The sequence below is a fragment of the Variovorax sp. 350MFTsu5.1 genome, assembly GCF_048302515.1.
GTDB classification, from domain to species: Bacteria; Pseudomonadota; Gammaproteobacteria; order Burkholderiales; family Burkholderiaceae_C; genus Variovorax; species Variovorax guangxiensis.
Genome location: NZ_CP157620.1, coordinates 3,659,766 through 3,672,593 on the forward strand (window position 1 = coordinate 3,659,766; position 12,828 = coordinate 3,672,593).

Annotated in this window: 15 protein-coding genes; 11 read left to right on the forward strand and 4 right to left on the reverse strand. The window is 69.3% G+C overall.

Going from position 1 to position 12,828, the window contains the following annotated elements; genetic code table 11:
* The first annotated feature begins 38 nt into the window (after positions 1-38).
* The 10 genes from upp (at position 39) to ABL843_RS16610 (ending at position 9,663) form a co-directional block, all read left to right on the forward strand.
* The gene (gene upp, locus ABL843_RS16565; RefSeq protein ID WP_093194973.1) at positions 39-671 is read left to right on the forward strand and encodes a uracil phosphoribosyltransferase; all 633 of its coding nucleotides are present in this window, start codon (positions 39-41) and stop codon (positions 669-671) included.
* A 95-nt stretch (positions 672-766) separates the two neighbouring features.
* Positions 767-1,771: a BMP family protein gene (locus ABL843_RS16570; RefSeq protein ID WP_418116550.1), complete on the forward strand. Its 1,005-nt coding sequence runs from the start codon at positions 767-769 to the stop codon at positions 1,769-1,771.
* A 155-nt stretch (positions 1,772-1,926) separates the two neighbouring features.
* On the forward strand, positions 1,927-2,811 hold the full coding sequence (locus ABL843_RS16575) for a 5'-methylthioadenosine/S-adenosylhomocysteine nucleosidase (RefSeq protein ID WP_311737008.1): 885 nt from the start codon (positions 1,927-1,929) through the stop codon (positions 2,809-2,811).
* Complete coding sequence (locus ABL843_RS16580; protein WP_418116551.1) at positions 2,802-4,451, forward strand: ABC transporter ATP-binding protein; 1,650 nt, start codon at positions 2,802-2,804, stop codon at positions 4,449-4,451. The genes ABL843_RS16575 and ABL843_RS16580 overlap by 10 nt, the downstream gene beginning before the upstream one ends.
* Positions 4,451-5,515 carry an ABC transporter permease gene (locus tag ABL843_RS16585; protein ID WP_418120483.1) on the forward strand — a complete coding sequence of 355 codons (1,065 nt, stop codon included), beginning with the start codon at positions 4,451-4,453 and terminating at the stop codon, positions 5,513-5,515. Before ABL843_RS16580 ends, ABL843_RS16585 begins: the two co-directional genes overlap by 1 nt.
* Positions 5,512-6,435: an ABC transporter permease gene (locus ABL843_RS16590; protein WP_369662195.1), complete on the forward strand. Its 924-nt coding sequence runs from the start codon at positions 5,512-5,514 to the stop codon at positions 6,433-6,435. Before ABL843_RS16585 ends, ABL843_RS16590 begins: the two co-directional genes overlap by 4 nt.
* On the forward strand, positions 6,435-6,908 hold the full coding sequence (locus tag ABL843_RS16595; protein WP_418116553.1) for a hypothetical protein: 474 nt from the start codon (positions 6,435-6,437) through the stop codon (positions 6,906-6,908). The genes ABL843_RS16590 and ABL843_RS16595 overlap by 1 nt, the downstream gene beginning before the upstream one ends.
* A gap of 23 nt (positions 6,909-6,931) precedes the next feature.
* Entirely contained in the window at positions 6,932-7,387 is a 456-nt protein-coding gene (locus tag ABL843_RS16600) for a hypothetical protein (protein ID WP_418116554.1), read from the forward strand.
* A 30-nt stretch (positions 7,388-7,417) separates the two neighbouring features.
* Positions 7,418-8,704 carry an amidohydrolase family protein gene (locus ABL843_RS16605; protein WP_418116555.1) on the forward strand — a complete coding sequence of 429 codons (1,287 nt, stop codon included), beginning with the start codon at positions 7,418-7,420 and terminating at the stop codon, positions 8,702-8,704.
* A 74-nt stretch (positions 8,705-8,778) separates the two neighbouring features.
* A complete protein-coding gene (locus tag ABL843_RS16610) occupies positions 8,779-9,663 on the forward strand; it encodes an alpha/beta hydrolase (protein WP_418116557.1) in 885 nt (294 codons plus the stop codon).
* Here ABL843_RS16610 and ABL843_RS16615 read toward each other — a convergent pair.
* The gene (locus ABL843_RS16615; RefSeq protein WP_418116558.1) at positions 9,660-10,484 is read right to left on the reverse strand and encodes an NAD-dependent protein deacetylase; all 825 of its coding nucleotides are present in this window, start codon (positions 10,482-10,484) and stop codon (positions 9,660-9,662) included. The two genes, ABL843_RS16610 and ABL843_RS16615, sit on opposite strands and share 4 nt — an antisense overlap.
* Before the next feature lie 122 nt (positions 10,485-10,606).
* Between ABL843_RS16615 and ABL843_RS16620 the strand changes: the two genes are divergently transcribed.
* Positions 10,607-11,029: a GFA family protein gene (locus tag ABL843_RS16620; RefSeq protein WP_418116559.1), complete on the forward strand. Its 423-nt coding sequence runs from the start codon at positions 10,607-10,609 to the stop codon at positions 11,027-11,029.
* Between the two features lie 13 nt (positions 11,030-11,042).
* Here ABL843_RS16620 and ABL843_RS16625 read toward each other — a convergent pair whose 3' ends face one another.
* From ABL843_RS16625 to ABL843_RS16635, 3 genes are read right to left on the reverse strand one after another with little or no spacing between them, the layout of a single operon-like run.
* Positions 11,043-11,606: a GNAT family N-acetyltransferase gene (locus ABL843_RS16625; protein WP_240650511.1), complete on the reverse strand. Its 564-nt coding sequence runs from the start codon at positions 11,604-11,606 to the stop codon at positions 11,043-11,045.
* Entirely contained in the window at positions 11,593-12,048 is a 456-nt protein-coding gene (locus ABL843_RS16630; protein ID WP_418116560.1) for a DUF3574 domain-containing protein, read from the reverse strand. Before ABL843_RS16630 ends, ABL843_RS16625 begins: the two co-directional genes overlap by 14 nt.
* Positions 12,049-12,075: 27 nt before the next feature.
* The gene (locus ABL843_RS16635; protein ID WP_418116561.1) at positions 12,076-12,810 is read right to left on the reverse strand and encodes a CatB-related O-acetyltransferase; all 735 of its coding nucleotides are present in this window, start codon (positions 12,808-12,810) and stop codon (positions 12,076-12,078) included.
* Positions 12,811-12,828 lie beyond the last annotated feature (18 nt).

Here is a 12,828-nt window from a genome sequence, read left to right on the forward strand (position 1 = left end):
GGGTTCCCTGTCTTTCAGCAACGCCACAAAGAACTCCAATGAGCAGCAACGTCCACCTCCTCGACCACCCCCTCATCCAGCACAAGCTCACGCTGATGCGCCGCAAGGATGCGTCCACCAACAGCTTCCGCCGGCTGCTGAACGAAATCAGCATGCTGATGGCCTATGAGGTCACGCGCGACATGCCGATGCAGGACATCGAGGTCGAGACCCCGCTCGAAACGATGCAGGCCAAGGTCATCGACGGCAAGAAACTGGTGCTGGTGTCCATCCTGCGTGCCGGCACGGGCATCCTGGACGGCATGCTCACCGTGGTGCCCGGCGCGCGCGTCGGCCATATCGGCCTGTATCGCGACCCCAAGACGCTGACGGCCGTGGAGTACTACTTCAAGATGCCCGGCGAGATGGAGAACCGCGACGTGATCGTGGTCGACCCGATGCTGGCCACCGGCAACTCGGCCGTGGCGGCGGTCGAGCGGCTGAAGGAGCTCAACCCCAAGTCGATCAAGTTCGTCTGCCTGCTGACTTGCCCCGAGGGCGTGGCGACGATGCAGAAGGCGCACCCGGACGTGGCGATCTACACCGCTGCGATCGACCGCGAGCTCAACAGCCATGGGTACATCCTCCCTGGCCTCGGTGACGCCGGCGACCGCATCTTCGGCACCAAGTAACCCCGCCCTCCAGCGCACACGCCATCGTCCGGTGGCCGCGGGCTGCCGGTGAGGCGGCCCCACAAGAAGATTTCCATACCTCGAGGAGAAGTACCGTGACCGCACGCCGTCAATTGATCATCCGTTCCGTCGCCGTTGCCGCAGCGCTTGCCGCGGTTGGCGCCCCGGGCCTCGCGCTCGCGCAGGCCAAGCTGAAGGTGGCGGCGGTGTACACCGTGCCGTTCGAGCAGCAATGGGTGGGCCGCATCCACAAGGCGCTGAAGGCGGCCGAGGCGCGTGGAGAGATCGAGTACAAGGCCACCGAGAACGTGAGCAACGCCGACTATGAGCGCGTGATGCGCGAGTACGCCACCGGCGGCAACCAGCTGATCCTGGGCGAGGTGTTCGGCGTGGAGGCCGCGGCGCGCAAGGTGGCGAAGGACTTCCCCAAGGTCGCCTTCCTGATGGGTTCGTCGCTCAAGCCGCAGGCGCCCAACTTCAGCGTGTTCGACAACTACATCCAGGAGCCCGCCTACCTCAGCGGCATGGTGGCCGGCGGCATGACGAAGAGCAACCGCATCGGCATGGTCGGCGGCTTCCCCATTCCCGAGGTCAACCGCCTGATGAACGCCTTCATGGCCGGCGCGAAGGAGACGAACCCGAAGGTGGAATTCAGCGTGAGCTTCATCAACAGCTGGTTCGACCCGCCGAAGGCCAAGGAAGCGGCCTTCGCCATGATCGACAAGGGTGCCGACGTGATGTACGCGGAGCGTTTCGGAGTCTCGGATGCCGCCAAGGAAAAGGGCAAGCTCGCCATCGGCAACGTGATCGACACCCAGAGCCAGTACCCCGACACGGTGGTGGCATCGGCCCTGTGGAACTTCGAGCCGGCCGCCGACCGAGCGATCAAGCTCGTGAAGGAAGGCAAGTTCGCCGCCGAGGACTACGGCATCTACGCGCAGATGAAATACAAGGGCTCCGAGCTCGCGCCGCTGGGCACCTTCGAGAAGAAGGTTCCGGCCGACATCGTCGCGAAGGTGAAGGCCAAGCAAGCCGACATCCTCTCGGGCAAGTTCACCGTGAAAGTGGACGACTCGCAGCCGAAGTCCACCGCAAAATGAAGTACACCCCCAGGCTCCGCGCACTTCGTGTCGCTTCTCCTACCCCCTTGCAGGGGGCAACACCTGCGGCCCGGCAAAGCCGGTTCCGCGGTGTTTCCCGAACAGTCAGAGGCGTTCTTGCCGCCGCGGTACTCGGTATTTCGCTGACCGGCTGCGTGGGTGTCTACAAGGGCGGCGCCGTCGCCATCAACAGCAGCACCCGGCTCGACGATACGCCGCGCATCGCGGTGCTGTCGGCCTTCGAGCCGGAGCTGAAACTGCTGCTCACGCGCCTGCAGGGCCCGATGAAGCACAGTGTGAACGGGGTGGAGTTCACCACCGGCACGCTGGAAGGCAAGCCGGTCGTGCTGTTCCTCTCGGGCATCAGCATGACCAACGCCACGATGAACACGCAGCTGGTGCTCAACCGCTTTCGCGTGACCAACATCGTGTTCAGCGGCATCGCGGGTGGCGTGAACCCGTCGCTGCACGTGGGCGACGTCACCGTGCCGGCGCAATGGGGCCAGTACCTCGAGGTGCTGATGGCCCGCGAAACTGCGCCCGGCAAGTACAGCGCGCCGCCCTTCATCACCGACGCCACGCTGCCCAACTTCGGCATGATGTTCCCGCGCCCGGTCGAGGTGCGCTCGGCGGCGCACCCCGAGATCCAGCGCAAGTTCTGGTTCGAGGCCGACCCGAAGATGCTCGAGGTGGCACGCAGCATCCGCAACGTCGACCTCGCCAACTGCAGCGCAGGCAAGTGCCTGCCGCGCAAGCCGCAGCTGGTGGTGGGCGGCAATGGCGTCTCGGGCCAGGCCTTCATGGACAACAAGGCCTACCGCGAATACACCTACAAGACCTTCCAGGCCAACGTGCTCGACATGGAGACCGCCGCCGTGGGCATGGTCGCCTACAGCAACGGCGTGCCCTTCATCGCCTTCCGCTCGCTCAGCGACCTCGCGGGCGGCGGGGACGGCGAGAACGAGATGGGCACCTTCATGGGCATCGCGGCGGACAACTCCGCCAAGGTCATGCTGGCCTTCCTGGCCGCGTGGAAGTGACGGCACCTGCGTCGCCGCTCCCTCCGGCGGGGGGAGCAAGTGCCACCGTCCTGCGCCTGCAGGGCATCACCAAGCGCTTCGGCAGCCTCGTCGCCAACGACGCGGTCTCGCTCGACCTGAAGACCGGCGAAGTGCTCGCGCTGCTCGGCGAGAACGGAGCGGGCAAATCCACGCTGATGTCCATTCTTTTCGGCCACTACGTCGCCGACGAGGGCGGCATCGAGGTCTTCGGCTCGCCGCTGCCGCCGGGCAACCCCAAGGCGGCGCTGGCGGCCGGCGTGGGCATGGTGCACCAGCACTTCACGCTGGCCGACAACCTGAGCGTGCTCGACAACGTGATGATGGGCACCGAGCCGCTGTGGCGCCCAGTGTCGCGCCGCGCCGCCGCGCGCGAGCGGCTGCTCGACGTGGCGAGGCGCTTCGGCCTGCCGGTGCAGCCCGACGCGCTGGTAGGAAGCCTCTCGGTCGGCGAGCGCCAGCGCGTGGAGATTCTCAAGGCGCTGTACCGCGGAGCGCGCATCCTCATCCTCGACGAGCCCACCGCCGTGCTCACGCCGCAGGAGAGCGAGGCGCTCTTCGCCACGCTCGCGCAGATGGTGGCGCAGGGGTTGTCGGTGATCTTCATCAGCCACAAGCTCGACGAGGTGCTGCGCGTGTCGCACCGCATCGCCGTGCTGCGCGGCGGCAAGCTGGTGGCCGAGGCACGCACGGCCGACACCACGCAGGCGCAGCTCGCGCTGTGGATGGTCGGGCATGCGGTCGAGGCGCCGCAGCGCCGGCCTGCGAAATCGGTGGGCGATGCCGTCTGCGTGCTCGACCACGTGAGCACCGCGGCCTCCGCCAAGGGCGACGGGCGCGACCGGCTGCGCGAGGTGTCGCTGACGCTGCGCGCCGGAGAGATCACCGCCATCGCCGGCGTTTCCGGCAACGGACAGGTCGCGCTGGCCGAGCTGCTCTGCGGCACGCGCCGCGCGACCTCGGGCACGGCGCAGCTGATGGGCCGCGCGCTGCCGCCCTCGCCCGCCCGGCTGGTGCAGCGCGGCGTCGCGCGCATCCCCGAAGACCGGCATGCGGTCGGCGTGGTCGGCGACCTGCCGGTATGGGAGAACGCGGTGTCGGAGCGGCTGCGCAGCCCCGTGTTCTCGCGCTGGTCGTGGATCGTGAAACGCGCCGCCGCCCGCCTCCATGCGCGGCGGATCGAAAAGGCCTTCGACGTGCGCGGTGCCGGCCTCATGGCGCCGGCTCGCTCGCTCTCGGGCGGGAACATGCAGAAACTGATTCTTGGACGCGCACTGCTGGCACCCGAACAACCCGAGCCCGATGCCGGCCAGGACAAGGCCGACAGGAAGCACCCCAACCGAGCCCCGCGCCTGATCGTCGCGCACCAGCCCACCTGGGGCCTGGACATCGGCGCCGTCGCGTACGTGCAGCAGCAGTTGATCGCCGCGCGAGACGCGGGCGCCGCCGTGCTGGTGATTTCCGACGACCTCGACGAAGTGCTCGCGCTGGGCGACCGTGTGGCGGTGATGCACGGCGGCCGCCTGGGCGAAGCGCGCCCGGCCTCGGCCTGGACGCGCGAGGCGATCGGGCTGGCCATGGCCGGTGCGACAGCAGCTCCCGCCAAGGGAGCCTCGTCATGATGCGGCTCGAACGACGCCACGAAACCTCGCGCACGGCGCTGGTGCTCGCGCCCATCGGCGCGATCGTCTTCACGATGGCGATCAGCGCGCTGCTGGTGCTGTGGGCCGGCGCGCCGGTCGGCCGCACCTACGCGCTGCTGCTGCAGGGCGGCTTCGGCTCGGTGTTCGCGTGGAGCGAGACGCTGACGCGCGCGATCCCGCTGATCCTTACCGGGCTGGCGGCCACCGTCGCTTTCAAGGCGCGGCTCTTCAACATCGGCGCCGAGGGTCAGCTCTACGCCGGCGCGCTGGCTGCTGTGGCAGTGGGCGGCATGCACGGCGGCACCGGCTTCGAGCTGTCGCCGTGGCTGCTGTTCCCGCTGATGATGCTCGCCGCCGCCATCGCGGGCGCGTTGATGCTGCTGGGCCCGGCGCTCATGAAGAACAGGCTGGGCGTGGACGAGGTCGTCACCACGCTGCTGATCAACTTCATCGTGCTGCTGGGCGTGTCGGCGCTGCTCGACGGGCCGATGAAAGACCCGAGCGCCATGGGCTGGCCGCAGAGCGTGTCGCTGCAGTCCGACCTGGAGCTCGGCAAGCTCGTCGCGCAGACGCGGGTGCACACCGGCCTGCTGTGGGCGGTGTCGCTGGCGGTGATGGTGTGGGCCATCTTCAAGTACACGGTGCTGGGCTTCGACATCCGCGCCGTGGGCGCGAACGCGCGCGCCGCCGCCTTCGCGGGGGTGCCGGTGACGCGCACGGTGGTGATGGTGGCGCTGCTCTCGGGTGCGCTGGCCGGGCTGGCGGGCGCCATAGAGGTGGCGGGCCGCACCAGCTACGTCACGCTCGACATGTCACCGGGCTATGGCTACACCGGCATCGTGATCGCGATGCTGGCGGGGCTGCATCCGCTGGGCGTGATCGCAGCCGCCGTGTTCGTGGCGGGCGTGCTGGTCGGCGCCGACACCATGAGCCGCGCGGTGGGCGTGCCGACCTACATCGCCGACGTGATCGTCGCGGCCTCGCTGATCGCGGTGCTGGTGGCGACGCTGCTCACGCAGTACCGGGTGAGGATGTCGAAATGAGCGACCTGCTCGACATTCTTTCCAACGCCGCCTTCTGGGTCGCGGTGCTGCGCATCGCCACGCCGCTCATCCTCGGCACGCTCGGCGTGCTGCTGTGCGAGCGTGCGGGGGTGCTCAACCTCGGCATCGAGGGGATCATGGTCGCGGGCGCCTTCACCGGCTGGCTCGCGGTGTATGCCGGCGCACCGCTGTGGGTGGGCGTGGGCGTGGCCGCGCTCGCGGGCATGGTGTTCGGGCTGCTGCACGCCTTCCTGACCGTGGGGCTGGCGCTATCGCAGCACGTCTCGGGGCTGGGCATCACGCTGCTGGCGACCGCGCTGAGCTACTTCGGCTATCGCGTGAGCTTTCCGAAGGTGAACACGCCGCCCACCATCACGCCCTTCGCGCCGATGGACTGGCTGCCCATCCCGATCCTGAACGCACAGACCGCGCTCACCCTGTTCGCGCTGCTGCTGGTGCCGGTGGTGGGCTGGGTGCTGTACCGCACGCCGCTGGGCCTGGCGCTGCGCATGGCCGGCGAGAACCCGCAGGCCGCGGAAAGCCAGGGCGTGTCGGTCGCGGCCACGCGCACCGGCGCCATCGTCGCGGGCTCGGCGCTGATGGGCATGGCCGGCTCCTTCCTCACGCTGTCGGCCTTCAACGCCTTCTTCTTCAACATGGTGAACGGGCGCGGCTGGATCTGCGTGGCGCTGGTGGTGTTCGCCTCGTGGCGGCCGGGCAAGGCCCTGCTGGGCGCGCTGCTGTTCGCCTTCTTCGATGCGCTCCAGCTGCGGCTGCAACAATCCGGCGACGCCGTGCTGCCATACCAGATCTACCTGATGCTGCCCTACCTGCTGTCGATCCTGGCGCTGGTGCTGGTGGCACGCAAGGCGAGCTACCCGCAGGCGCTGATGAAACCGTACCGCAAGGGGGAACGCTGATGACCACGAGGACCGCCAACGCCGCTCGAAGGGCCCTGCTCTCGGCATTGCTGGCCATGCTCGCAATGGGCAGCAACGGCGCCCGCGCACTGGGCATGAACTACGGCTACGAGGCTTTCAGCACGGCCGACGCGGTGACCTGGGTGCAGATGTGCGGCACCTGGGGCAAGGACCACCAGGGCTCCTACCGCGTGGTGCACGCCGAACAGTACGCCCAGTCGTTCCTCTACGTGCAGTGGATGAGCCGCGACGCCAACGGCAGCCTGCGCGCCGAGCACACGGTGGCAATTGCAGAACTCGACAACGACCACGCGGAGATCTCGCTGTCCGACCTCACCTGCCGTGCCACGCCGCGCGGCATCGTCGTCACGGCAAAGGCCGATTCGGGGCACGACGAGAAGCTGCGCCGCGTGACCATCGAGGTCGGGCCTGCGCCAGGGCAGTACCGGTACCGGGCGCAGAACACGCGCTGAGACGCTGGCATCCGGGCGGTGAGGTGAACACGGCACTCCATCTGGACACGACGAACGGCTGTCTCTCGGCGGCCGGCGTCGTTGCCTGTACCGACACCCGCGCCGACAGCCTGCCAGACTCCTTCGCACGGACGGCCCAGACCGTGCTTGTCGAAGGCCGGCTCGTCGACTGCGTCTTCGCAAGCGCAACCACGACATCCGGCGACATGGCCGTGCAGCTCATGTTGCGTTTCGAAGAACTGCTGTTGGTCAGCTGCTCCCTGATTCTCACGACGCCCGCCCTGCGCAAGCTCGAGGACGCCGACTTCTACGGCAGCGTAGGCCAGCGCTATCGCTTCCACGAGCGCTGGCTGGCCTCCATGGGCGTTTCCCGCAACCCGGCGGCATTCCCCTGGGGCCGTACCGGCGTCGCCCGCGACCGCAGCGACAACGTGTACATCTACATCCACAACCGGAACAACCGCTGGGCTCTCCGATAGCCTCGCGAGGAACAGGAAAAGGCCCCCACGATGCTCGACCTCCTCATCACCAACGCCACCCTCCCCGACGGCCGCACCGGCATGTCGGTCGCCGTGCAGGGCGGACGCATCGCCGAAATCACTCAGGGCATGGATGCGCCGGCACACGAAACGCTCGACGCGCAGGGACTGCTGCTCGCGCCCCACTTCGTCGACCCTCATTTCCACATGGACGCCACGCTGAGCTACGGCCTGCCGCGCGTCAACCAGAGCGGCACGCTGCTCGAGGGCATCGCGCTGTGGGGCGAACTCAAGCCGCTGCTGACGGCAGACGCACTGATCGAGCGCGCACTGGCGTACTGCGACTGGGCGGTGGCCAAGGGATTGCTGGCCGTGCGCTCGCACGTGGACACCAGCGACCCAAGCCTGCTGGCAGTCGATGCGCTGCTGGAGGTCAAGCGCAAGGTTGCGCCGTATCTCGACCTGCAGTTGGTCGCCTTTCCGCAGGACGGCGTGCTGCGCTCGCCCGGCGGCGTCGAGAACCTGGAGCGCGCGCTCGACAAGGGCGTGGACGTGGTCGGCGGCATTCCGCATTTCGAGCGCACCATGGCCGAGGGCGCGGCGAGCGTGAAGCTGTTGTGCGAGATCGCCGCGGCGCGCGGCAAGCTGGTCGACATGCACTGCGACGAGTCGGACGACCCGCTTTCGCGCCACATCGAGACGCTGGCCTTCGAAACCCAGCGCCTCGCTCTGCAGGGCCGCGTGACGGGCTCGCACTGCACCTCGATGCACTCGATGGACAACTACTACGTGAGCAAGCTGCTGCCGCTGATCGCGCAGAGCGGCGTGTCGGTGGTGTCCAACCCGCTCATCAACATCACTCTGCAGGGCCGCCACGACACCTACCCCAAGCGCCGCGGCATGACGCGGGTGCCCGAGCTCATGGCGGCCGGCGTGAACGTGGCCTTCGGCCACGACTGCGTGATGGACCCCTGGTACGGCATGGGCTCGGGCGACATGCTCGAAGTGGCGCACATGGGCCTGCACGTGGCGCAGATGACGAGCCAGGACGGCATCCGCCAGTGCTTCGAGGCGGTGACGACCAACGCGGCGCGTGTGATGCACCTGGAGAACTACGGCCTCGAGGCCGGCCGCGACGCGAGCTTCGTGCTGCTGCAGGCGCGCGACGCGGTCGAGGCGATACGCCTGCGCGCCGCGCGGCTCAAGGTGTTCCGCAAGGGCCGCCTGCTGGCCGAGACGCCGGCCGCCACGGCCAGCCTGCACCTTCCGGGCCGGGGCGCCTCGACGAGCTGGATGGCGCCGAAGCACGCTGGTTGAACCCGCGGTTAGCCCTGCTACAGGGCCGGCGCGCGAAAATCCTGCCCTCATCGGTCCACCGGGAGCCTTTTTTCATGAAGCGTCTTGCACGGATCTGCGCGACCTGGCTGCTGGCGCTGGCGTTCGCGCCGGCCAACGCACAGCAGCCCGGCGGCGAAACGGCCGCGCCGCCCGCCGGGGTGCGCCTGCTGACAGACCAGCCCTACGGCCCCGATCCGCGCCAGCGCATGGACGTCTACCTGCCGCAGAAGGCGCAGCAAGGCGCGCCGGTGCTCGTGATGGTCCACGGCGGGGCCTGGATGTTCGGCGACAAGGCAGCCGCATCCGTGGTCAACCGGAAGATCGCGCACTGGGTGCGCGAGCAGGGCTTCATCCTCGTTTCGGTGAGCTACCGCTTCGTGCCGCAGGTCGACGTGATGCAGCAGGCGCAGGACGTGGCGCGTGCCGTCGCCACCGCGCAGGCGAATGCACCGTCGTGGGGCGGCGACGCCGGCCGCTTCGTGCTCATGGGCCATTCGGCTGGCGCGCACCTCGTCGCGCTGCTCAGCGCATCGCCTTCCATCGCGCGGCAGCAAGGCGCCCGCCCCTGGCTCGGCACCGTGGCGCTCGACAGCGCGGCGCTGGACACGGCCGCGCTGATGCAGCGCCGGCACATGCCCTTCTACGACCGCGTGTTCGGCAGCGACCCCGCCTTCTGGCGCAGCGTGTCGCCCTCCGACGCGCTCGCACCTGGCGCGCCGCCGATGCTGCTGGTGTGCTCCACGCAGCGCCGCGACGGCTCGTGCACGCAGGCGCGGCAGTTCGCGGCACGCATCGGGGCAACGGGTGGCCGTGCGGAGGTGGTGCCGGAAGATCTTTCGCACGCGCAGATCAACGACGAACTGGGGCAGCCCGGCGCATACACCTCGGCGGTGGATGCCTTCGTCCGCTCGCTGGCCGGGACGCCCGGCCGGAGCTAGGCCAGCTGCCGCGCGAGCGTCGTCAGCGCCAGGCCGACAGGCTGCTCGACCTTCAGCGAAAGCAGCGCGTCGGCCCGCGTGCGCCCCAGGTTCACGGCCGCCACCGGCTTGCCTGCCGCGGCGGCCGCCTGCACGAAGCGGAAGCCCGAATAGACCATCAGCGAAGAGCCGGCCACGAGCACGGCGTCGGCCTCCTCCAGCGCGGCGAAGGCGGCTGCGACGCGCTCCTTCGGCACGCTCTCTCCGAAGAACACCACGTCGGGCTTGAGCAGGCCACCGCAGTGCGGGCAGGCGGGCACGTCGAAAGTGGAGAAGTCGCGGCCTTCGAGGTCGGCGTCGCCGTCGGGTGCGGCGCGGGCTTCCAGCTCGGCCCAGCGCGGGTTGCGCCGCCGCAGTTCGAGCTGCAGTTCGGAGCGCGGCGTGCGCCGCTCGCAGCCCATGCAGCGCACGGTGTCGATACGCCCGTGCAGGTCGACGGTGCCGCGGCTGCCGGCCGCATCGTGCAGGCCGTCGACGTTCTGCGTGAGCAGCAGGCCGACGCGCCCCGCGTCGCTCAGCTTCGCCAGCGCGCGGTGCGCGGCGCCGGGCCGTGCGCCCGCCATGGTCGGCCAGCCGATCAGGCTGCGCGCCCAGTAGCGCTTGCGCGTGGATTCCTCGCCCATGAAGGCCTGGTAGGTGACGGGCGACGGGCGCTTCCACTCGCCGTCGAGGTCGCGGTAGTCGGGAATGCCCGATTCGGTGCTGCAGCCTGCGCCGGTGAGCACGAAGAGCTTGCGGTGGCGCGTGGCGAAGTCGGCCAGCGCGGCGGAATTGGCGTCCATGCGGGCGAGCATACGTGGGCGCGCCGTGGGCCGCTCGCGCCGGGGATTGGCGGCAGCCGGCATTGCGTACGGCAGCCTGCGTTCCTAGGATGGCGGTCTTTCCCTCGAAGGAGCCAGTTCGCATGATGAAAGTACAGGGCGCCTGCCATTGCGGCCGGATCAGCTACGAAGCCGAGGTCGATCCCGAGAAGGTCGGGCTGTGCAACTGCACCGACTGCCAGGTGCTCTCGGGCACGGCGTATCGCGTGTCGGTGACGGTGCCCGCCGCCGGCTTCAGGCTGCTGAGCGGCAAGCCCCGCGGCTACGTGAAGACGGCCGACAGCGGCGTGCTGCGCCGGCAGAGCTTCTGCGAGAACTGCGGTACGCCGGTCTGGGCCAGCGCCGACAGCGACACGCCTCCCAGCTACACGCTTCGCATCGGCCCGCTGGCGCAGCGCGCACTGCTGGCCCCGCGCCACCGGATATGGTGCCGCTCGGCGCTGGCGTGGTCCGAGAACCTGAGCGGGCTGCCTGCAGCGGACGCGGAACCCGCGCCATCGGCCTGACAAGCTCCAAGGGTCAGGCCCGGCCCTCGCCGAGGTCGCACCACATGTGCACCTTTCCAAGCAAGGCACCACCGAGCGCAATGGCCATCGGCTCGACGCCGAAGCTGCGGAAGCCGCAGTCCTCGTAGAGTTTCTGCGCGGCTTCGTTGCCCTCGGTGACGGTGAGCTGCACCACCCGCAGGCCGGCGCGCGCCCGTGCGTGGTCGAGCAAGGCCAGCACCAGCCGGCGGCCGAATCCCACGCGTCGCGCAGAGGCCTTCACCGACATGCCGAACAGCGTGGCCTTGTGGCTGGCTCGCTCGCGCGTCTCGAAGCTCAGGCCAGCCGCGCCGACCAGCGCGCCGCTGTCGTCGAATGCGCCGTAGACCACGCTGTCGCCGCTCGCACCATCTGCGGCCCCGAGGCGCTCCATCCACCAGCTCAGCGGCAAGGCGGCACGCTCCTCCACCGTGGAGGTGAAGGCGCTGGGGTGCCTGGCGTAGGCGTCGAGCATCACGGCGCGATAGGCCTCGGCGTCGGCCGCGCTCAGGCGGCGGACGACGTTGCGATCGCGCGGCAAGGCCTCAGAAACGGACACAGACGGCCTGCCTCTCCTGCAGCACGGCTTCCTGCGCGAACCTCTGGCGGTACGCGCCGATGATGGCGGCGATGTCGGCGTCGTCCTTCTCGCTGCGCGCATGCAGCAGCACGACCAGCTTGGAGCGCTCGCGCACCACCTCGCCCGACACGCCGCGCCACTGGCCCGCCGCATCGATCACCGTCAGGCCCTGCGGGAACGCGGGTGTCACGGTGCCGTCGAGGAAGGCGGTCCACTCGGCGTCCGACACCTGGCCGCCCGAGGGAATGGCACGGCCGAAAAACAGGGTGTCGCGCTCGAAGGTCTCAAAGCCGCTCCCGCAGGCCCTTGCGCCGCCAGCCCCCGGGGGCGGCAAGGTGCCGCAGCCGGCCAGCGCCAGGGTGGCCCCGGCGGCCGCAAGCGCGACGCGGACAGCAGACAGGGTCGCTCTTCTGGTTGTCATGCGCGCACCTCCTTGCATCGTCGTTGTTCAGCCCGGCAGAAAGACCAGCGGCGCGGGCTGGCCCTCGGCGGGCGGCTGGCCGCGGTCGAGCAGCCGCCAGCCGGGATTCCAGCGCGAAAGGCGGTTTTCGGCAACGGCATCCTCCAGCATCGACTGGGCGGCTTCGGGGTGCTGCCAGTCCAGCGCCAGAGTGCGCAGGTCCCAATTCCACCAGGGGCAGGCGCGGATGCGCTCGACCAGTGTGTCGGGAAAGCGCTGGCGGATCACCTTGGCAGGCACGCCGCCCACCACGGTGAAGGGCGCCACGTCGCGCGTCACCACCGCGCCCGCGCCGATCACCGCGCCGTCGCCGATGGTGATGCCACTCTTGAGGCTGACGCGCGAGCCGATCCACACGTCGTTGCCGATGGTCACCGGCGAGTGCGACGGAAACTGGCCGACCGACTGGTGGCGGTACGGCTCGGGGAAATTCGGCGCATAGGCCAGCATGTGCGTGGTGAACCAGTCGGCCGGATGGTCCGACAGGGTCTGCACGCCGTCGCCGATGGAGCAATAGCGCCCCATGCGCACGTCGACGAGCAGCGCGCCGGGCGAGATGCTCGTATACGCACCCACGGAGCAACTCGCATGCAGCTGGGCCGAGTGCCAGATGCGCACCGGAGTCTCGAAGCGGAACGGCGTCGGCAGAAGGCAGCCGTCGGACAGGAAGAGCCCGTAGCTTTCGAGCCCCTTCGACAGTTCGGCGTTGATCGTCAGGCTCATGGGCTGGGCGCTCGGTTG